The sequence below is a fragment of the Anoxybacillus pushchinoensis genome, from assembly GCF_900111795.1.
Lineage (GTDB): Bacteria > Bacillota > Bacilli > Bacillales > Anoxybacillaceae > Anoxybacillus > Anoxybacillus pushchinoensis.
In genome coordinates this window covers 54064-73293 of sequence record NZ_FOJQ01000004.1, presented here as the reverse complement: position 1 = coordinate 73293, position 19230 = coordinate 54064, and the positions used below count along the sequence as shown (strand labels likewise).

Here is a 19230-nt window from a genome sequence, read left to right as displayed (position 1 = left end):
CCATTGCGATCGCTTTTTCTTATTTTTGAACTCCTGTACCGAATATGGTAAAACTATATAGTGAGGTGAATGAAATGGAACGATTACAAAAAGTGATTGCCCATGCTGGCATCGCATCGCGAAGAAAAGCAGAGCAATTGATCGTCGAAGGAAAAGTGAAAGTAAATGGAAAAGTTGTGACGGAACTTGGGGTGAAAGTGAGTCCACAAGATCGCATTGAAGTGGATGGCATTCCGCTCGAACGCGAAGAGCCGGTATATTATTTATTATACAAGCCGCGCGGTGTAATTTCTAGCGTAAAAGATGAGAAGGGAAGAAAAGTAGTGACCGACTTTTTTAAACATGTAAACAAGCGCATTTATCCGATCGGACGGTTAGATTACGATACGTCTGGATTGTTGCTGCTGACAAACGATGGGGAGTTTGCTAATTTATTAATGCACCCGCGCTATGAAATTGAAAAAGTGTACATTGCAAAAGTAAAAGGCATCCCAGCACGCGAAAAAGTGAAACAGCTTGAGAAAGGTGTTGTGCTAGAAGATGGGGTAACAGCGCCAGCGAAAGCGAAAGTATTGTCAATTGACAAACGGAAACAGACAGCGATCGTTGAACTTCGCATTCATGAAGGGAGAAATCGTCAAGTGCGCCGCATGTTCGAAGCGATTGGACATCCTGTTTTAAAGTTAAAGCGGGAACGTTATGCGTTTTTAGACTTGAAAGGGATGAATCCGGGAGATTATCGAGAACTGTCGCCGCATGAAGTGAAGCAATTGCGTGCGCTTGCATTAGCTGGTTCGCCGTACGTATTATAATTTTGTCACATTTTGTTCAAATAATTTTCATTACTTATATAGTGATAACTTGTATAATGAGGTTGATGAAAACGGTTTATAGGAGAGTTGGCGATGAAAGAAAAGCGATTTTGGCTTCGAACAGTCATTTTAGCCATCATGCTCGCGGCTATTGGTTATACGATTTATTCGAACGTTTTTGTCGAGAAGAAGACGATTCAAGTGGGCGATTCGGCGCCAGACTTCGTACTTACCGACTTAAACGGCAACAAAATTCAATTATCTGATTACCGTGGAAAAGGTGTGTTTTTAAACTTTTGGGGAACGTGGTGTAAACCGTGTGAAAAAGAAATGCCGTATATCAATAGCCAATACAATGTATACAAAAATGAAGGAGTAGAAGTGATTGCGGTTAACGCAGGGGAAGCGAAAGTAACAGTACAAACGTTCGTTGATCGCTTTCAACTGACGTTTCCAGTCGTCATCGATCAGCAAGATCAAGTCATGAATGCATACAATATCGGTCCGTTGCCAGCGACATTTTTAATTGACAAAGAAGGCAAAATTGTAGATATCATTACAGGGATGATGACGGAAGAGGATGTAAAAAAATATATGGAGCGAATTCAGCCATAAGGGGTTTTTGACATGGAACAAGTAAAGTGTGAATGCGGGCACGTGAATCCGATTGGTACAGTTCTTTGTGAAGCATGTGGTAAACCGTTAGAAGAAGTGCCAATGTTATTGGACATGCGTTATGAAGGAAGCGCTCGCCGTTCGCAAACGTACAACCAAACGATTGTTGATAAAATATGGAACTTCTTTTCGTCTGTTAAAGTTGGGGTTTGGCTTATCGTTATTACGTTAGTCGCTTCGGCCATCGGCACAATTTATCCACAACAGATGTACATTCCACCGACCGTGTCGCCAGCTGAATATTATGAGGAGCAGTACGGTTGGCTCGGGAAATGGTATTACGCGCTAGGATTTCACGATTTGTATAGCTCATGGTGGTATATGTTGCTTATAGCGCTCATTGGTGTATCGCTCGTCATTTGTAGTTTAGACCGTGTCGTGCCACTATATCGGGCGTTAAACAATCAGCGGGTGACGAGAAATGAACAATTTTTACAACGCCAACGTCTATTTAGCCGTTCACAAGTGAAAGACTACGAAAATGCTTTACCTCGCGTGGTCGATCGGTTAACGAAACGGGGCTATCGTATTCGTGAAGAGAACGGAAATATTTTGGCCGAAAAAGGCCGTTTCTCTCGTTGGGGACCGTACGTCAACCATATTGGGCTTATCGTTTTTTTAATTGGCGCGATGCTTCGCTTTGTTCCAGGAATGTATGTCGATGAAAGCATGTGGATTCGTGAAGGTGAGATAAAAGAAATTCCGGGAACGAACGGGAAATATTTTTTAGAAAACAAAACGTTTATTTTTGAAGTATACGAGAAAGAAAAGGAAAAAGAAGCGTTTCAAGCTGCCATTGACCGTGTCGGTAGCGGAATGATGGCGAAAAACTATCAAACAGATGTAGTGTTATATGAACGTGTTGGTTCAATTGTTGCTGGTGAAGAGCCGAAATTGAAAGAAGTAAAAAGCTTTTCCATTCGGGTCAATGAGCCGCTTAAACACGACCATTATGCATTGTACCAAGTGGACTTTAAATTGAATGAGCTAAAAAGTATGTCATTTCATTTGACAGATAAGCAAACGGATAAGTCTTTTGGTACGATTACAGTTGATTTAATCCAACCCGAGAAAGAATATGATCTTGGCAACGGTTATAAAGTACAACTATTAAGCTATTTTCCAGATTTTTATTTTGATGAAAACGGCAATCCAAATACGCGTTCGAAAGTACCGAACAATCCAGCGTTCGTATTTAAAATGTTTGCCCCAGACCGTCCAAAAGGGGAAGTGAGCTTTACTGCCATTCGTCAAACAATCGAACCGTTCGGTGATAACAAGTATAAAATGGCGTTTGCTGGTGCTGACACACGACACGTATCGGCGTTAACGGTTCGTCGTGATTTCACGCTTTGGATTTTAGGTATCGGGGGCACCATTTTTATGATTGGCCTTATACAAGGAATGTATTGGAACCACCGGCGTGTATGGATTCAGCGGATCAACGAAGATGTGCTTATTGCAGCACATACAAACAAAAACTGGTTTGGATTAAAAAAGGAGCTTGAAAGAATATTTAACGATACACCGTTTGTCATGCCAATCGATCAATTGGACAAGCGGTCATAAGGGGGGAACATCGTGGTTCAGTTAAGTAGCACGTTACTGTACGTTGCATTTGTTCTTTATTTAGTCGCAACATTCTTCTTTGGGGGCGCGATTCGTCCTAAAAAGAGAGAAGGAGTAAACCGTTGGGCAACGCTCGGAATTTTTGTAACGATCGTTGGGTTTCTCGCTCAGCTTGGTTATTTCATCACGCGCTGGATCGCAGCCGGACATGCACCTGTCAGCAACTTATTCGAATTTACGACGTTTTTTGGCATGATGATTGTTGGCGCGTTTATTGTCATTTATTTTATTTATAAAACGAGTTTACTCGGCTTATTTGCTTTGCCAATAGCCATTTTAGTGATTGCGTATGCAAGCATGTTTCCAAGGGAAATTTCTCCGCTCATCCCAGCTTTACAAAGCGATTGGTTGCATATTCATGTCATAACCGCAGCAGTTGGCGAGGCCATTTTAGCTATTAGCTTTGCAGCGGCGCTCATTTATTTAATTCGAGTAGTCGATCAGTCGAAAGCGAGTCAACGTACGTTTTGGCTAGAGTTTGTGTTATTTTTCTTAATTAGCACGCTCGGTTTTGTTATCGTAACTACATCGTTTCGTGTGGCTGGTTATGAAGCTACGTTTGAATGGATTGACAAAAATGGACAGCAAAGTGAAATGGTATACCACATGCCAGCGCTTGTCGGCCCGCATGAAGGGGTGTTAAAAACGGAAGGACGGATGGAACCGTTCGTTGATATGCCTGCAATTATTAATGCTCGCAAATTAAATACAGTGATTTGGTCATTGTTTGCAGGTGGTGTATTATATGGATTGCTTCGCCTTTTCTTACGCAAACGTATTGCAGCAGCTTTGCAACCACTTGTGAAAAACGTGAATTTAGATGTTGTTGACGAAATCAGCTATCGTTCTGTAGCGATTGGGTTTCCGATATTTACACTCGGTGCGCTTATTTTTGCGATGATTTGGGCACAAATTGCATGGACGCGCTTTTGGGGCTGGGATCCGAAAGAAGTATGGGCGCTCATCACATGGCTGTTTTATGCAGCGTTTCTACATTTACGATTGTCAAAAGGTTGGCACGGTGAACGTTCTGCTTGGCTTGCAGTCATCGGTTTTGCTATCATTATGTTTAACTTAGTAGTAGTAAATTTAGTTATTGCCGGCCTACACTCTTATGCTGCGTCTTAACGCCTTCATAAAGAAGGCGTTTCTTTTTATGGGGAGTAGAAAAAAGTATGGCAGTTTTGTACAATAGTGAACGAGGAGGGAATGACATCATGGAGAAGGAAATTAAAATTTTAGTTGTCGATGACGAAGAGCGCATTCGTCGTTTGCTTCGTATGTATTTAGAACGTGAGCAATATATGATCGATGAGGCGGAAAACGGTGAAGAAGCGCTAGCATTAGCGCTTGACAATGATTATGACTTGATTTTGCTTGACCTTATGTTACCTGGAAAAGACGGTATTGAAGTGTGCAAACAGTTGCGTGAGAAAAAAGCGACACCCGTCATTATGTTAACAGCGAAGGGAGAGGAAGCTAATCGCGTGCAAGGGTTTGAAGCAGGAACGGACGATTATATCGTTAAGCCGTTTAGCCCGCGTGAAGTGGTGCTCCGCGTGAAAGCGTTGCTTCGCCGTACAGCGAACTCTCCATATGTAACAACGGATACGACAGCACGAGATGTACTCGTATTTCCTCATTTAACAATTGACCATGATGCACATCGGGTGACAGCAGATGGGCATGAAGTCAGCTTAACTCCGAAAGAGTACGAGTTGCTTCATTTTTTAGCGAAGTCACCAGATAAAGTGTTTGATCGTGAGCAATTGTTAAAAGAAGTATGGCATTACGAATTTTTTGGTGATTTACGAACAGTTGATACGCATGTCAAACGGTTGCGCGAAAAGTTAAATAAAGTATCGCCAGCAGCAGCGAAAATGATCGTCACCGTTTGGGGCGTTGGGTACAAATTTGAGGTCGTGAATGAATGATGGCACTATGGCGTAGTGTAGTTGGCAAATTATGGATGACAATTTTATTGCTTGTTGCTTTCGTCCTCTTTATTTTAACCGTTTTGTTGCTAAGTTTTTTTGAAAAATATTATTTGGAAAAAACGGGAGAGCAACTCACTCAACAAGCAGTAAAAGTTGCCCGCGTCGTCGCCGAGCATGATGAGCAGTTTGCTCGCTCAATTGCATGGACGATGGTTGATGATGTATCCAAACTAATGATTATTATTGACGATCGTCATTATTGGTACTCACCAAATGAACAGCTCGTTGATTTGCCGCTTTCGTTTGTTCAACAAGATAAGCAGTTGTCGCGCGTATTTAATGGGGAGACAGTAGTGAAACGGGCGATGATGCCAAACGAAACGATGCGAAATCGGGTTTATAACGAGTTGTTTATTGTTGGTGTGCCGCTTCGCACATCTGATGGAAACGGTGCTGTGTTTGTATATCAATCGCTAAAAGCTGTAGAAGAAACGACAAAACAAACGACGAAGTTTATTTTTCTTGCTGCATTTATTGCTATTGTGTTAACGACGGTATTTGCCTTTTTCCTATCAACAAGGATTACGGCACCGCTTAGAAAAATGAGACAAGTCGCGTTTGAAATGGCGCGCGGGAAATTCGATTCCAAAGTGCCGATCGTCACCCATGATGAAATTGGGGAACTGGCTATGGCGTTTAACCAGATGGGTCGGCAATTGCAATTTCACATTAATGCGTTAAATCAAGAAAAAGAGCAACTAGCGAGCATTTTAAGTAGCATGGCAGACGGGGTGATTACGCTTAATCGAAATGGCGAAGTGCTTGTTACGAATCCGCCTGCCGACCGTTTTTTACAAGCTTGGTATTATGAACAAGGGCAGAGCGACGATTTATTACCCCTCCCTCCGCAAGTAAATGAATTGTTCAAAAAAGCGGTAACGGAAGAAAAAGAACAAGCGATAGAAATTGCTTTACAAGGTCGTAATTGGGGCATTGTTATGACTCCGCTATACAACGGCAAAATGATTCGTGGAGCTGTTGCGGTGCTTCGTGACATGACAGAAGAACGACGATTAGATAAGCTACGTAAAGATTTTATCGCAAACGTCTCGCATGAGTTGCGCACGCCGATTGCGATGTTGCAAGGATATAGCGAAGCGATCGTCGATGATGTTGCTGCAACAGATGAAGAGAAAAAAGAATTGGCAAAAGTCATTTACGATGAATCGTTGCGCATAGGTCGGCTCGTTAACGACTTGCTTGATTTAGCGCGCATGGAAGCGGGGCATTTAACGCTTCATCACGAGCAAGTACCGCTCAAACCATATATAGAGCGCATTATTCATAAGTTTCAAGCGTTAGCGAAAGAAAAAGGAGTTCATTTGCTTGTTGAAATGAACGATGAGCTCATCGTTTCATTCGACCCTGATCGCATTGAACAAGTGTTGACGAACTTAATTGATAACGCTCTTCGTCATACAGATGAAGGCGGGGAAGTGCGTGTCATTGTCGATACAGACGAAGAAGTAGTACGCATTTCTGTACAAGATTCTGGTTCAGGCATTCCAGAAGAAGACTTACCGTTTGTATTTGAACGTTTTTATAAAGCGGACAAAGCACGAACGCGCGGCCGATCGGGTACGGGATTAGGTCTTGCGATTGCGAAAAATATCGTTGATGCGCATAAAGGAACGATCGCTGTTCATAGTAAGCTCGGCGAAGGAACGACGTTTACGTTTACACTTCCATTGAAATAGAAAATTTTTGTTGTCATAGGCGACGTTTTCGGCTATGATAGAAACGTAAAAATTGTTCGACAATTGTATACGTTCGTTGCAAAAAGGTGTCGAATGGGAAACCTAGTAGACTTAATAGGGAATCTGGTGCAAGTCCAGAACTGTCCCCGCAACTGTAAATGCTGACGAAATGAAGGACGCCACTGTACAATTTGTACGGGAAGGCTTCAAAGTAGGATGACGCATAAGTCAGTAGACCTGCCTTTTTGCATCGTCATTCGCGTCTTCGGGGAGTGAGACGTCGAAACGACAAAGGTGACGGTTGTCTTTTGTTGTTTCCAGCTCATTCCATTCGGGGTGAGCTTTTTATTTTTATATACAAAGAGGGGGAAAAACGATGAAAAAATGGAAACAGTATGTATGGCTTTTGGTGCTCGTGCTGACGCTCGGATTAGCGGCGTGCGCGAATAACGCAGAGCCGGCAAAAGAGATAAAGCAAGAGGAGAAAGTAGCGGAGGCCGCATTCCCTGTCACAGTAAAAGATGCGTTTGGTGACGTGACGATTGAAAAGGAGCCAGCGAAGATCGTTTCGCTTATCCCGAGCAATACAGAAATTGCGTACGCATTAGGACTTGGTGACAAAATCGTTGGTGTAAGCGATTTTGATAACTATCCGGAAGATGTGAAAAATAAAGAAAAAATCGGCGGCATGGAGTTTAATGTTGAAAAAATTATCGCGCTTCAGCCGGACGTTGTGCTTGCACACGCGTCAAGTGCACATAACTCTGAAGAAGGATTAAAACAATTGAAAGATGCGGGCATTACAGTCATTGTTGTGCCAAATGCTACATCGTTGAATGACGTGTATGCTTCCATTGAATTAATCGGTAAAGCGACAGGGAAAACGAAAGAAGCATCGGACGTTGTGAAACAAATGAAGCAAAAAATCGATGCCATTGCTGAAAAAGCAAAAGAGGTGAAAGAAGAAGCAACCGTTTGGGTCGAAGTCTCGCCTGCACCAGAAATTTATACAGCTGGAAAAGGAACATTTATGGATGAAATGTTAACGATCATTCATGCGAAAAATGCGGCAGGTGATCAAGAAGGATGGCCGATGTTTACGGAAGAAGATGCAGTGGCGTTAAACCCGGATGTCATTATTACGACGTACGGTTATTACACGCCGAACGCAGTTGAGCAAGTGCTCGCTCGCCCAGCATGGAGAGACGTCCCTGCCATTAAAAATAAACGCGTATATGACGTCAATTCGGATTTAGTTTCTCGTCCAGGACCACGTTTAGCTGAAGGAGTCGAAGAAATTGCCAAAGCCGTTTATCCAGACATTTTTCAATAATTACATCGTTGCATTAATCATTGCCATAACTACAATATTGCTAGGGATATCGATTGGATCACAATCGATTCCCTTTTCTTCTATATGGGGGACATTGATTCATACACCGACAGTGCCTGCCACCGATTCGCAAATCATTGTTTCGATTCGTCTACCGAGGGTTGTGCTCGCTTTTCTCATCGGAGCAGCTTTAGCTATGGCGGGCGTTGCTTTTCAAGGACTATTGAAAAACGTTTTGGCTGACCCGTACACGATCGGTGTCTCATCTGGGGCAGCTGTCGGAGCGGTCATCGTTTTTTTCTTTCACCTTTATCTGCCGTTTCTTGGGCGTTTTACGTTGCCGATTGTTAGCATTATATTTGCACTCATCACATTGTTGTTCGTTTTGTTGTTCGCTCGTCTTGCCGAGCGAAATATGGCAATGGAGACGATTGTTTTAATTGGTATTATGATGAACGCTTTTTTCGGTTCGCTCATTTCGCTTATGGTTGCCCTAAGTGGAGAAGAGCTACGTCAAGTCATTGGCTGGCTTATGGGGAGTGTAGCGATGCGCGGTTGGTCGTACGTTTCCTTGTTTTTTCCGTTTTTCGTGATCGGTTCTATCGGTCTATTTGTTCATATTCGCGAGCTAAACGCATTTTCGTTTGGGGAACAAGCAGCTGCAAGCATTGGCGTGCATGTGTTACAGCGCAAACTATTTATTTTGTTGAGTGCATCGCTACTTACAGGAGCAGCTGTGGCAGTATCAGGAACGATCGGGTTTGTTGGTCTTGTCATCCCTCATATGACGCGTCTCATTTGTGGAGCTAATCATAAAAGATTATTGCCGCTTTCTTTTTTGTATGGGGGAACGTTTCTCGTATTAGCAGATTTAGTTGCGCGAACGATCGTTGCCCCGCGGGAGTTGCCGATTGGGGTCATCACATCATTTATTGGCGCACCATTGTTTGCAATATTGTTATTTAAAAGTTTAAGACGGAAGACGTGATCGATATGATAGATGTAAAGCACGTTTCGTATCAATATGGGGAAAAAAAAGTGTTGGAAGATGTTTCGTTTACCGTTTATGAAGGGGAGTTTTTCGGTATGTTAGGACCGAACGGAAGCGGGAAAACGACGCTAATGAAACTGATGAGCCGTGAACTTCCTTTGCAACAAGGGGATATATTTGTTTACGGTCAACCGATTCAGACGTATAAACCGAGACAATATGCAAAGCTCGTTGCGACGTTACCTCAACATACAGATATTTCGTTTGGTTATACAGTAAAAGAAATGGCTGAACTCGGTCGTTATCCTTATCAGTCATCGCTTTTGCCGCGCTGGACAAACGAGGATGAACAAACTGTTACTGAAGCGATTCATTCCGTTACATTGACGCATAAACAACATGTACGGTTAGAACAATTAAGTGGAGGGGAACGGCAACGCGCTGCACTCGCACGGTCGTTAGCGCAACAACCACGCGTATTGCTTTTAGATGAACCGACGAACCATATGGATGTGGCGCAGCAGTTTAAGTTGCTCAATTTATTAAAACAATCAGGGCTTACCGTTGTAGCTATTTTTCATGATATAAATATTGCCTCGCTTTATTGCGACCGACTTCTTTTATTGAAAGATGGAAAAGCTGTTGCATGCGGAACGCCGCGGGAATTGTTGAGCGAATCAATGATTGAGTGCGTATTTGAAACAAAAATGAAACGTCACGAACACCCGGTTTTACCGAAGCCGCTCGTCACATTCATTCCATTTTCTATGCCGCATATAGACGAGGGATTGTGGCACGTCAAAGAACACGAAACGATGCTCGTCGTAGAGACAGCTAAGCCGTTTAAAGTGCTTTCATCTGCCCTTGTTGGCGGCGGTATACGTTGGGCAACGACGTTCGTCAATCGGCATGTTCCGCTTGATTATCGTTGTGACGATGCCGAGCAGGAGATGATTCAATTTTTGAGGCAACACGGTTTTGATGAGCAATGGACGGTCGGAATGATGACCGCTGTCGATGTGAAAGATGTGGCGTTTTCATTTGTTGATGAAGATATTCGGTTGTTTGTTGCGGTGACCGCTGGAGTTGGAAATGCGGTAGATAGTGCAAATGCTTGGCGGCGTACAGATGTAGTCGCTTCTCCAGGGACGATTAATACGTTCGTTTTTATCGATGGTCATTTATCAGAAGCTGCGTTCGTGCAAGCGCTAATGACTGCAACAGAAGCAAAAGCAAAAGCGTTGTGTGATAAACAAGTCGTCGATCCACAAACGAATACAATCGCTACAGGAACATCAACCGATTCTATTGCCATCGCCGCTTCTCAACAAGGAACATGTTATGCATACGCTGGAACGATTACACCGGTTGGTAAACAGCTTGCACGTGCAGTATATGAAGCGACGCAAACAGCTATTGACCGCTATCGAAAGCGAAAGGGGGAAAGCCGATGACGCACGTATGGGCTGTGATCATGGCCCTTTTTCTTGATCGGCGATTTGCTGACCCTCATCGTTTTCATCCGGTATGTTGGATTGGATGGTGGATTGCTTATATTGATCGCCATTGGAATAAAGGAAGATGTCGCAAATGGAAGGGAGTAGGGGCATCATTTATCGTTTGTGCGTTGACGTTTATCGTTAGCTATGCAGTTATCGTTATTTCGTATCGACTGTCGACAATATTTGGCGTTTTCATTGAAGCGCTTATCATTTTTACTTCTATTGCCCCGACAAGCTTAGCAAAAGCGGCATATGATGTGCTCCGTCCATTAGAAAAGGGAGACATAAACGAAGCAAGAAAAAAAGTAGGAATGATCGTTGGACGCGACACCGAGGCGCTACAAGAAGAAGAAATTGTGCGAGCATGTGTTGAGACAGTTGCAGAAAATACGAGTGACGGAGTGACAGCACCATTGTTTTACGCGTTCATTGGCGGCGGAGCTTTCGCAATGTTGTATCGGGCAGTAAATACGTGCGATTCAATGCTCGGATATAAAAATGCACGGTATGCCCAATTTGGCTGGGCTTCAGCCCGTTTAGACGACGCGTTCAATTACGTTCCTGCGCGACTGACAGCGTGTGTGATGTTGCTTATTCATCGCGCAAATATACGCATGTGGAAACTATTATTTCGTGATGCTCGCAACCATCCAAGCCCAAATAGCGGATGGTGTGAGGCAGCGATGGCTGCCCTATTAGGTGTTCAACTCGGAGGGGTGAATACATACAACGGGGTCATATCCGTTCGTCCAACGATTGGCGATGCATCCGTTCCGTTGAAACATGAGCATATTAAGCAAGCAGTGGCGATAATGAGACGTACAACAATAGCTTTTACGATCGGGGGGAGTTTGCTTGCAGTTGCCTGCACATGGGGCTAATCCGCGTCGTTTATACGAAGCGATGAACATGGATATGCCAAGTTCGTATATCGATTTTAGCGTAAATGTGAATCCGTTTCCGCTTCCAGACGAATATATGCCAACCGAACAACAATGGGTTCGCTGGATGAGCGTATACCCTGAAGAGCGAAGCGAAACGCTTCGAGCAATCATTGCCGAACGAGAACATGTAACGCGCTCCAACGTATTTGTCGGCAATGGTGCTGCAGAATGCATTTATTTGCTTGCTCAACAGTTTGCAAAAAAACATATCGGCATCATTGAGCCGACGTTTTCAGAATATGAGCGCGCATGCGAGACGTACGGTTGTACAATCCATTCGTTTTTGTTAGATGAACATGGACAACCGCCAATTGATCAAATCATTGAGCGTTTATCGTTTTTACACGCACTATTTCTTTGTCATCCGAACAACCCGACGGGGACGGTCTGGCCAAAAGAAACGATGCATGCTTTGTTGAAAGCCGCACACGATGAAAAAGTATTTGTCATTGTCGATGAAGCTTTTTACGATTTTTGGCTTGATGGCTATTCCGTTTCGTCTGATTTGCCTATGTTTGACCGCTTAATTGTATTGCGCTCGTTAACGAAAATGTATCGATTGCCAGGTGTACGGCTCGGTTATGTGCTCGCACATGAATATGTCATAAAAAAGATGATGGAAAAGCAGCCGCCGTGGAGCGTCAATACGGTCGCGCAACAACTAGGCGAACGACTGTTGCGAGATGATGAGTTTGTGCGCCGAACAAAAGTGCATATCGCATCGGAACGAGATCGGCTATTTACGCAATTTGCTAAACTTGGATACATTCATTCTTCGTCTGTTGTAAACTTTTACATATTGCAAGATGAGACGATGACGCTTTTTCCATTTCTTTTACAACATGGCATTGTTGCGCGTCATACGTTGAACTTTCGCGGGCTTGCCGGGAAATATATTCGTCTCGCCGTTCGAACGAAAGAAGAAAATGACCGCTTACTTTCTTATTTAAGAAGGTGGAATATGTGATCGTATTTATTAGCGGTGGGGTGCGTAGCGGTAAATCTTCCTTTGCGGAACAATGTGCCAAAACGATCGCACAAGAAACATGCTCACTTCATTATATCGCGACAGCGATGCGTACCGATAAGGAAATGGAAGCACGCATTGCTCATCATCAACACGAGCGGCAATACGATCGATGGCAAACGTGGGAACAACCGTATGATCTCGATGTGCTCCTTCCTATTTTTTCTGAGCGTCATGTCGTTTTGCTTGATTGTTTAACGAATTTATGGGCAAATGAGTTGTTTCGCGATGACGAATGGAACGTACATGTAAAAGTGCCGCGCATCGCCCAGCAAATAAAACAATTAGGCGAAAAAGTGCAAGCGCTCATTGTTGTGAGCAACGAACTATTTTGCGGTGGTGTGCCGTGTGAGCGAGGGACGTATGCATATATGCATGGACTCGGTTTGCTTCATCAACATATTGCGGCATGGAGCGATGTGGCTATATTGATGAAATACGGTTTGCCGATCGTAAAGAAAGGAAGATGGCTATGTGGCGTGGAGTTATATTAGCGGTACAGTTTTTAACTGTTCTCCCGCTACGAATGCAAGTGGACTGGAATGAACGAACAGGGCGCATAGCTGTGTTGTCGTTTCCGCTCGTCGGTGCAATCATTGGGGCGCTTCTCGTTGCCCAACATGCGTTATTACTCGGTCACGTTTCTTTGCTCGTCTTATCATTTTTACTATTATTTTCATCTATCTTTTTTTCAGGTGGATTGCATGCGGACGGCTGGATGGATTGTAGCGATGCATATTTTTCGTATCGCGATCAACAACGACGCCTCGAAATTATGAGCGACTCGCGCGTTGGGGCGTTTGCGGTGCTCTCGCTTTTCTTTTTGCTCGGCTTTCGTTTCATTTTTATGTTTGAAACGATCGCACATCTCTCGCTATTTTCTCTTTTTTGCCTTCCGTTCCTTTCGCGTCTCGGGATGACGTTGCTTTTATTGACTGCGCCGCTCGCGAAACAAACCGGAATGGCATCATCTTTTCGTCAACATGTTGACCGTCGCTTTGTGCCGTTTGTTGCTATGTATGGGGGTGTTTGCTTATTTTCGCGTGAGACGCTCGTTTTGTTTTTGGCGCTTATGTTGTTTTATGTGATAGCGAAAGCGTTTGTCGCAAAACATTTCGGTGGAGTAACTGGCGATGTGTTAGGAGCGTTTATTGAAGGGAGCGAAACGTTTTTATGGTTCGTCATTTGGCTATTACATGCATTCGCCATTTTGTAACGAAGGAAAATGAGGAGAAACGATATATCGGATGGACGAATGTACCGATTGTGAAAAAGCCGAATGTGTCGCACTCGTTACACGCCGATGTCGTGATTACAAGCGACTTGCTTCGTTGTCGACAAACAGCGCATCTTCTTTTTCCTCATGCTTTAATCGAATGTTCGTATCGTTGGCGCGAATTGAATTTTGGCGATTTTGAAGGAAAAACGTACGCCGAGTTACAGACGGTCGAGTCATATCGGCGATGGATAGATGATCCCATTCACCATTCACCACCAAATGGCGAATCGTTTCGCCATTTTCAAGGGCGTATCGAACGAGCGATCGATGATCTCATTAGCCGCTCGGCTTCTCATATTGTCGTTGTGACGCATGGGGGAGTCATACGTTACTTATTGTCGCAGTACGCTCCTAAAACACGTCCGTTTTGGGAATGGCACGTTCCGTTTGATGAAGGAGTAGCACTTTACAATACGAACGAGCGATGGAAGGAGAGAAAACGATGCATTTCGTTAGCGGCGGTGCGTTTCAAGGAAAGCGAAAATGGGTAAACGCATATTATTCACTCACGCATACCCCGCATATTTGGCATTGCGCATATGAGCGACCACTTCCGCCTCCCCATGATGAAAAAACGGCATCTGTTGTTGTGCTAGAAGGAATAGAACAATGGATTCGCGAAAGGTTTCTTCCTTACACAGATGAGCAAAAAAAAGCGATGATGTCGTATGTGCACGCATGGGAGCAATGGGAAAAAGAAGGGGAGCGGACGGTCGTTTGGATCGGATGCGATATCGGACAAGGGATCGTCCCGATTGAGGCACATGAACGAGCGTGGCGAGATGCGGTCGGTTGGTCGTATCAACAATTGGCGCGCATATGCAGCCGTGTTGATTACGTATGGTGTGGGATAAATGAACAAATAAAATAGGGGTGGTTCATATGAAATTGTACACAAAAACAGGAGATCAAGGGCAAACAAGTTTAGTTGGTGGGAGAGTCGATAAAAATCATGTGCGTGTCGAGGCGTATGGAACGATTGACGAAGCAAATTCGGTCATCGGTTGGGCGATGACATTATTACAAGATGAACAGTTTCGCGATATTTATCAAGAATTACAGCGCATTCAACATGAATTGTTTGATTGTGGCGGCGATTTAGCCATCGTTGGCGAGAAAATGCCATACAAAGTAAAGCCCGATATGGTCGCGTTTTTAGAGGGACGTATCGATGTATATATTCAGCAAGCACCGCCGCTTGAACGATTTATTTTGCCAGGGGGATCCCCACAAGCTGCGGCGCTGCATATGGCGCGTACGGTGACGAGACGGGCGGAACGTTGCGTTGTCGCGCTTATGAAGCAAGAAAAAACGAACGACGTCGTTTTGCAATATATGAATCGTCTATCGGACTATTTATTCGCTGTTGCACGCGTCGTGAACGCCCGTTTACATGTAAAGGACGTAGAATATGAACGAAGCGCCATTGTGTTTCGTGACAAAGAGGAGAAGAAAGGGGAATGATGATGCGTCGTCTTACCTTTCTTGTTATGTTTGTTAGTTTATCCGTTATTGGTTCGCTCATTAAAATCCCGTTTACGATCGGAAGCATCGCGTTAGATAGTGCGCCTGCCGTTGTTGCTGCATTTTTACTTGGCCCAACAGCAGCCGCGCTCGTAGCGTGTATTGGTCATATTGTATCTGCGCTATTTGGCGGATTTCCACTCGGACCTTTTCATTTGCTTATCGCGTGCGAAATGGCCGCCCTTCTATATATCGTCGGTTTGCTCATTAAAAAAGGTTGGCTCGTTCGCAGCTATATATGCTTTTTTGTAGGGAACGCATGTATCGCCCCTTTACCTTTCGTATGGATCATTAGCCCGGCGTTTGTATTGTCTATCTTTCCGTCGCTCGCATTCGCTACTGCAGTCAATTTAGCGATTGCTGTCGTTGTTTCAAAAGCGTTGCAACGTGTATGGGGGGAGCGGCATGCGTGACGTATTATGTGTGCCGCTTGACGAAAAGATGGAGCTTGTTTTTGCAGCGGATTGTTCCGGGGGAATTGGCTTAAAACAACATGATGTTGTTCGAGTACCGTACGATGTTGTCGGTTATCATGGTGCTCGTGTAGCGCTCATGGAGCTCATGAGTATCGGTGCGATCCCGAAAGCGTTCATTATGCAAAATTTTGTGTCTGACGATGTATGGGCCGCGCTCACTTCAGGAATTGAACAAGCGATGAGGGAACTGCAATTGTCTCTACCGATCGTAGGAAGTAGTGAATCGAATATGCTGCTTATGCAATCGGCTGTTGGCTTTGTCGTTGCTGGAACGGTAACAATAGATCGTAAAAAAATAGGTGTAACGCCACGTGATGCTTGTTGGGCGGTCGTCGGTGAGCCGCTCGTTGGCGAAGACGTTATGAAAAGAAAAAATCGTATGCTGCCGCTTTCGCTTTTTCGCGAACTTTTACAATTAGATGGCGTGTATGAAATCGTCCCAATCGGTTCAAAGGGGATCTACTATGAATGGAAACTCGTTTGCGGCGATCGTCCTATTCATTGTTCTTTACCGCTCCATGCGTCTGCTGGTCCAGCGACATGTGTATTAATCAGTTATGATCGCAAACAAGAGTCGTTGTTGCGGTCAATCGCCCAAACGCTTTTTTATCCAATTGTAAATAAATTGTAAACTATCGCTTCCCGTTGTTCTAACCGTTCATATTTTCGCATACAACATATATGGTTATCGTGAACGGGAGGGAATGTACGATGGAAGATATGTTGAAGCGTGTGCTTGTTGTTGTTGGTATGGCAGCTTGTATTCATTTATTGTTTCTCGTTGGTTTAAACAACTAGAAAAAGAGAGCAATGTGCTATATAATGTAGAACAATACGAGAGAGGGGGAGAGAGAAATGTTAACAGATTACCATAATCATTTAGAGCGTGGGACGTTGACGCTCGATTATTTAAAGCAATTTACGGACGAAGCAGCGCGAAAAGGCATTGAGCATTTCGGCATTTCCGAGCATGCGTATCATTTTTATCAGACGAAAAACATTTTATCTAACCCGTGGATTGAAGAGCGCCGCTATTATGATATGGCTGATTATGTTCGGCTGTTTCACGAAGCGTGGAATGCGGGAATAGATGTAAAAATGTCGATTGAAATGGACTACACGCCGGGGAAGCATGACGAAATGGCGCAATTTATTCGCGCTTACGATTTTGATTATGTCATTGGTTCAATCCATTGGGTTGATGACTTCGGTATTGATTTAGCCGAGTTTCGAAAAGAATGGGATCGTCGTGATATATACGATACATATCGAAAATATTTTGATCAAGTTGTTACGCTAGCCGAATCTAATTTATTTGACATTATAGGTCATTTAGATTTAGTGAAAATTTTTAAATATGTACCGGAAGATGAGGAGTTTTTGCTTGAACAATACGATCGTGCAACAACAGCTCTAGCAAACTGTAAAACGTGCGTGGAAATTAGTACGGCAGGATTGCGGAAACCTGTCGGGGAACTGTATCCTGATCCGCGCCTGTTGCAAATGTGCTACGACAAAGGTATTCCGATTGTCCTATCTTCTGATGCACACGTTCCGCAAGATGTCGGCGCTGATTATGACAAAGCGGTTGCCCTTGCTAAAAAGGTCGGTTATACCGAAATTATGACATTTTCGAAAGGGGAACGGAAAGCCGTTCCGCTTGGATAAAAAAGGTTCAGCCTGATAGCTGAACCTTTTATACTTCCAATCTTTTTACAACATCAATATCTTCAATGCTTTCAAGTGTGTCAACGAGTGCATCATCGAGCGGTTTATCGAGCGAAAGCATCATAATCGCTTTTCCTCCTGCTTCTTGACGACCAACTTGCATCGTAGCGATGTTCACTTGGTGGTCACCTAAAATATTTCCGACTTTTCCGATCATTCCGGGCTTGTCGTGATGTTGAATGTACAATAAATGTCCTTCTGGGGCAAAGTCGATCGCAAAACCGTTAAAATGGACGATACGATCTCCATAATGGACGATATGTGTTCCTTTCATCGTAAACGTTTTGTTCTCACCATATACTGTCAACGCAATACTATTGTTATAGTCGTTTCCGTTTGCTGAAAATTTTTCGCTAAAAGCAATGCCTCGTTCTTTTGCAATCATCGCAGCGTTTACTTCATTGACCGTTGAAGCTACGCGCGGTTTTAAAAATCCAGCAAGTAAGCTGCGCGTAATAAATGTCGTTTCTAAATCAGCAACGGATCCGGAATACGTAATAGCAATTTCTTGAACAGGTTCACCCATATATTGCGACGCAAGTATGCCCATTTTTCGGGCAAGTGTGTAAAACGCTTGAATTTTTTCATACACATCTTTTGAAAGTGTCGGTAAGTTAATAGATGACGTAACGGGCTTACCTTGTAAAAATTTCAATACTTCTTCAGCAACTTGTGTTGCTACGTTTACTTGCGCCTCCACAGTAGACGCTCCAAGGTGCGGAGTGACAATGACGTTATCGAACGAAAGAAGCGGATGATCCCCCGGTGGTTCTTGTTCAAATACGTCGAGGGCCACCCCGGCCACATGTTTATTTTCTAAAAACGGGATGAGCGCCTGTTCATCAATGATTCCCCCGCGGGCGCAGTTAATTAAGTATACCCCTTTTTTTGTTTTTGCTAAATTTTTTGGACCGAGAAGTCCTTTCGTTTCTTTTGTCAGCGGCGTATGTACAGTAATGATATCCGCCTGTGCAAGTAGCTCATCGAGCGTACACACATCCACACCAATTTTTTCTGCCCGTGCCTTCGTTAAAAATGGATCGTAGACGTGGACGTGCATACCAAACGCACGAGCCCGTTTCGCCACTTCTGAACCGATGCGCCCAAAGCCGATAATGCCTAAATGTTTTCCGAACAACTCGACACCGACGAAAGCGGAACGATTCCATTCGCGTGATTTCACGGAGATGTGCGCTTGTGGAATGCGACGCACTAACGAAGCCATCATCGCAAATGTATGTTCCGCTGTAGAAATTGTATTGCCGTTTGGAGCGTTAATAACGACGACGCCGTATCGTGTCGCTGCATCGACATCAATGTTGTCAACCCCGACTCCGGCACGCCCAACAATTTTTAAATTCGGCATTTTTTGAAGTAACTGTTCTGTTACTTTCGTTGCGCTACGAACGAGCAAGGCATCAAATTGATGAAGTTCTTCTTCTACTTCGTTTACCTTTTTTTGCACTACTTCAATAGTTGGATCAGCAAGGAGAGGCGCGAGACCTTCTTCGCTCATTGCATCTGATACTAAAATGCGCACCACAAATATTCGCTCCTTTCAAATAACAAGTTTTTAAATTTCTGATAATTTAACATAACGATATACACGTGTCAAT

The 19230-nt window shown here is 43.9% G+C and carries 20 protein-coding genes and 1 riboswitch; of the genes, 19 read left to right on the top strand and 1 reads right to left on the bottom strand.

Annotated elements, in window-relative coordinates; translation table 11 throughout:
* Window positions 1–74: 74 nt before the first annotated feature.
* From rluB to BM213_RS02250, 19 genes are all read left to right on the top strand, one after another.
* Window positions 75–812: a 23S rRNA pseudouridine(2605) synthase RluB gene (gene rluB / locus BM213_RS02345; protein WP_091700495.1), complete on the top strand. Its 738-nt coding sequence runs from the start codon at window positions 75–77 to the stop codon at window positions 810–812.
* Between the two features lie 93 nt (window positions 813–905).
* Window positions 906–1427 (top strand): thiol-disulfide oxidoreductase ResA, encoded by a 522-nt coding sequence (gene resA, locus BM213_RS02340; RefSeq protein WP_091700493.1) that lies wholly within the window; start codon window positions 906–908, stop codon window positions 1425–1427.
* A gap of 12 nt (window positions 1428–1439) precedes the next feature.
* The gene (gene resB, locus BM213_RS02335; RefSeq protein ID WP_091700491.1) at window positions 1440–3056 is read left to right on the top strand and encodes a cytochrome c biogenesis protein ResB; all 1617 of its coding nucleotides are present in this window, start codon (window positions 1440–1442) and stop codon (window positions 3054–3056) included.
* 12 nt (window positions 3057–3068) lie between these two features.
* A complete protein-coding gene (gene ccsB, locus BM213_RS02330) occupies window positions 3069–4244 on the top strand; it encodes a c-type cytochrome biogenesis protein CcsB (protein ID WP_091700489.1) in 1176 nt (391 codons plus the stop codon).
* 89 nt (window positions 4245–4333) lie between these two features.
* Window positions 4334–5050, top strand: a complete 717-nt coding sequence (locus BM213_RS02325; RefSeq protein WP_003394425.1) for a response regulator transcription factor — start codon at window positions 4334–4336, stop codon at window positions 5048–5050.
* Window positions 5047–6810: an ATP-binding protein gene (locus BM213_RS02320; RefSeq protein WP_091700488.1), complete on the top strand. Its 1764-nt coding sequence runs from the start codon at window positions 5047–5049 to the stop codon at window positions 6808–6810. Before BM213_RS02325 ends, BM213_RS02320 begins: the two co-directional genes overlap by 4 nt.
* Window positions 6811–6877: 67 nt before the next feature.
* Window positions 6878–7069, top strand: a riboswitch (cobalamin riboswitch).
* 117 nt (window positions 7070–7186) lie between these two features.
* Window positions 7187–8143: an ABC transporter substrate-binding protein gene (locus BM213_RS02315; protein WP_091700486.1), complete on the top strand. Its 957-nt coding sequence runs from the start codon at window positions 7187–7189 to the stop codon at window positions 8141–8143.
* The gene (locus BM213_RS02310; RefSeq protein ID WP_091700484.1) at window positions 8109–9131 is read left to right on the top strand and encodes a FecCD family ABC transporter permease; all 1023 of its coding nucleotides are present in this window, start codon (window positions 8109–8111) and stop codon (window positions 9129–9131) included. Before BM213_RS02315 ends, BM213_RS02310 begins: the two co-directional genes overlap by 35 nt.
* Before the next feature lie 5 nt (window positions 9132–9136).
* Window positions 9137–10588 carry an adenosylcobinamide amidohydrolase gene (locus BM213_RS02305; RefSeq protein WP_091700536.1) on the top strand — a complete coding sequence of 484 codons (1452 nt, stop codon included), beginning with the start codon at window positions 9137–9139 and terminating at the stop codon, window positions 10586–10588.
* The gene (gene cbiB, locus BM213_RS02300; protein ID WP_091700482.1) at window positions 10585–11517 is read left to right on the top strand and encodes an adenosylcobinamide-phosphate synthase CbiB; all 933 of its coding nucleotides are present in this window, start codon (window positions 10585–10587) and stop codon (window positions 11515–11517) included. The genes BM213_RS02305 and cbiB overlap by 4 nt, the downstream gene beginning before the upstream one ends.
* Window positions 11492–12547: a threonine-phosphate decarboxylase CobD gene (gene cobD / locus BM213_RS02295; protein WP_091700480.1), complete on the top strand. Its 1056-nt coding sequence runs from the start codon at window positions 11492–11494 to the stop codon at window positions 12545–12547. Before cbiB ends, cobD begins: the two co-directional genes overlap by 26 nt.
* Window positions 12544–13101 carry a bifunctional adenosylcobinamide kinase/adenosylcobinamide-phosphate guanylyltransferase gene (locus BM213_RS02290; RefSeq protein ID WP_091700477.1) on the top strand — a complete coding sequence of 186 codons (558 nt, stop codon included), beginning with the start codon at window positions 12544–12546 and terminating at the stop codon, window positions 13099–13101. Before cobD ends, BM213_RS02290 begins: the two co-directional genes overlap by 4 nt.
* Window positions 13074–13823, top strand: a complete 750-nt coding sequence (locus BM213_RS02285; protein ID WP_091700475.1) for an adenosylcobinamide-GDP ribazoletransferase — start codon at window positions 13074–13076, stop codon at window positions 13821–13823. The genes BM213_RS02290 and BM213_RS02285 overlap by 28 nt, the downstream gene beginning before the upstream one ends.
* Window positions 13781–14377, top strand: coding sequence for a histidine phosphatase family protein (locus BM213_RS02280; protein WP_091700473.1), 597 nt, complete (start codon window positions 13781–13783; stop codon window positions 14375–14377). The genes BM213_RS02285 and BM213_RS02280 overlap by 43 nt, the downstream gene beginning before the upstream one ends.
* Window positions 14329–14757, top strand: coding sequence for a bifunctional adenosylcobinamide kinase/adenosylcobinamide-phosphate guanylyltransferase (locus tag BM213_RS02275; RefSeq protein ID WP_091700471.1), 429 nt, complete (start codon window positions 14329–14331; stop codon window positions 14755–14757). The genes BM213_RS02280 and BM213_RS02275 overlap by 49 nt, the downstream gene beginning before the upstream one ends.
* An 11-nt stretch (window positions 14758–14768) precedes the next feature.
* The gene (locus tag BM213_RS02270; protein ID WP_091700469.1) at window positions 14769–15350 is read left to right on the top strand and encodes a cob(I)yrinic acid a,c-diamide adenosyltransferase; all 582 of its coding nucleotides are present in this window, start codon (window positions 14769–14771) and stop codon (window positions 15348–15350) included.
* 2 nt (window positions 15351–15352) lie between these two features.
* Window positions 15353–15823, top strand: a complete 471-nt coding sequence (locus BM213_RS02265; RefSeq protein WP_091700534.1) for an ECF transporter S component — start codon at window positions 15353–15355, stop codon at window positions 15821–15823.
* Complete coding sequence (locus tag BM213_RS02260; RefSeq protein ID WP_091700466.1) at window positions 15816–16517, top strand: type 1 periplasmic-binding domain-containing protein; 702 nt, start codon at window positions 15816–15818, stop codon at window positions 16515–16517. The genes BM213_RS02265 and BM213_RS02260 overlap by 8 nt, the downstream gene beginning before the upstream one ends.
* Before the next feature lie 224 nt (window positions 16518–16741).
* The gene (locus tag BM213_RS02250; RefSeq protein WP_091700462.1) at window positions 16742–17554 is read left to right on the top strand and encodes a histidinol-phosphatase; all 813 of its coding nucleotides are present in this window, start codon (window positions 16742–16744) and stop codon (window positions 17552–17554) included.
* Window positions 17555–17582: 28 nt separating this feature from the next.
* Here the strand turns inward: BM213_RS02250 and serA are convergent, their stop codons facing one another.
* Window positions 17583–19157: a phosphoglycerate dehydrogenase gene (gene serA, locus BM213_RS02245; protein WP_091700460.1), complete on the bottom strand. Its 1575-nt coding sequence runs from the start codon at window positions 19155–19157 to the stop codon at window positions 17583–17585.
* Window positions 19158–19230: the final 73 nt, after the last annotated feature.

Coding starts and splice junctions, on each gene's coding strand:
- rluB (WP_091700495.1), top strand. CDS start 75: ATGGAACGATTACAAAAAGTGATTGCCCATGCTGGCATCGCATCGCGA.
- resA (WP_091700493.1), top strand. CDS start 906: ATGAAAGAAAAGCGATTTTGGCTTCGAACAGTCATTTTAGCCATCATG.
- resB (WP_091700491.1), top strand. CDS start 1,440: ATGGAACAAGTAAAGTGTGAATGCGGGCACGTGAATCCGATTGGTACA.
- BM213_RS02325 (WP_003394425.1), top strand. CDS start 4,334: ATGGAGAAGGAAATTAAAATTTTAGTTGTCGATGACGAAGAGCGCATT.
- BM213_RS02320 (WP_091700488.1), top strand. CDS start 5,047: ATGATGGCACTATGGCGTAGTGTAGTTGGCAAATTATGGATGACAATT.
- BM213_RS02315 (WP_091700486.1), top strand. CDS start 7,187: ATGAAAAAATGGAAACAGTATGTATGGCTTTTGGTGCTCGTGCTGACG.
- BM213_RS02305 (WP_091700536.1), top strand. CDS start 9,137: ATGATAGATGTAAAGCACGTTTCGTATCAATATGGGGAAAAAAAAGTG.
- cbiB (WP_091700482.1), top strand. CDS start 10,585: ATGACGCACGTATGGGCTGTGATCATGGCCCTTTTTCTTGATCGGCGA.
- BM213_RS02285 (WP_091700475.1), top strand. CDS start 13,074: ATGGCTATGTGGCGTGGAGTTATATTAGCGGTACAGTTTTTAACTGTT.
- BM213_RS02280 (WP_091700473.1), top strand. CDS start 13,781: ATGGTTCGTCATTTGGCTATTACATGCATTCGCCATTTTGTAACGAAG.
- BM213_RS02275 (WP_091700471.1), top strand. CDS start 14,329: ATGCATTTCGTTAGCGGCGGTGCGTTTCAAGGAAAGCGAAAATGGGTA.
- BM213_RS02270 (WP_091700469.1), top strand. CDS start 14,769: ATGAAATTGTACACAAAAACAGGAGATCAAGGGCAAACAAGTTTAGTT.
- BM213_RS02265 (WP_091700534.1), top strand. CDS start 15,353: ATGCGTCGTCTTACCTTTCTTGTTATGTTTGTTAGTTTATCCGTTATT.
- BM213_RS02260 (WP_091700466.1), top strand. CDS start 15,816: ATGCGTGACGTATTATGTGTGCCGCTTGACGAAAAGATGGAGCTTGTT.
- BM213_RS02250 (WP_091700462.1), top strand. CDS start 16,742: ATGTTAACAGATTACCATAATCATTTAGAGCGTGGGACGTTGACGCTC.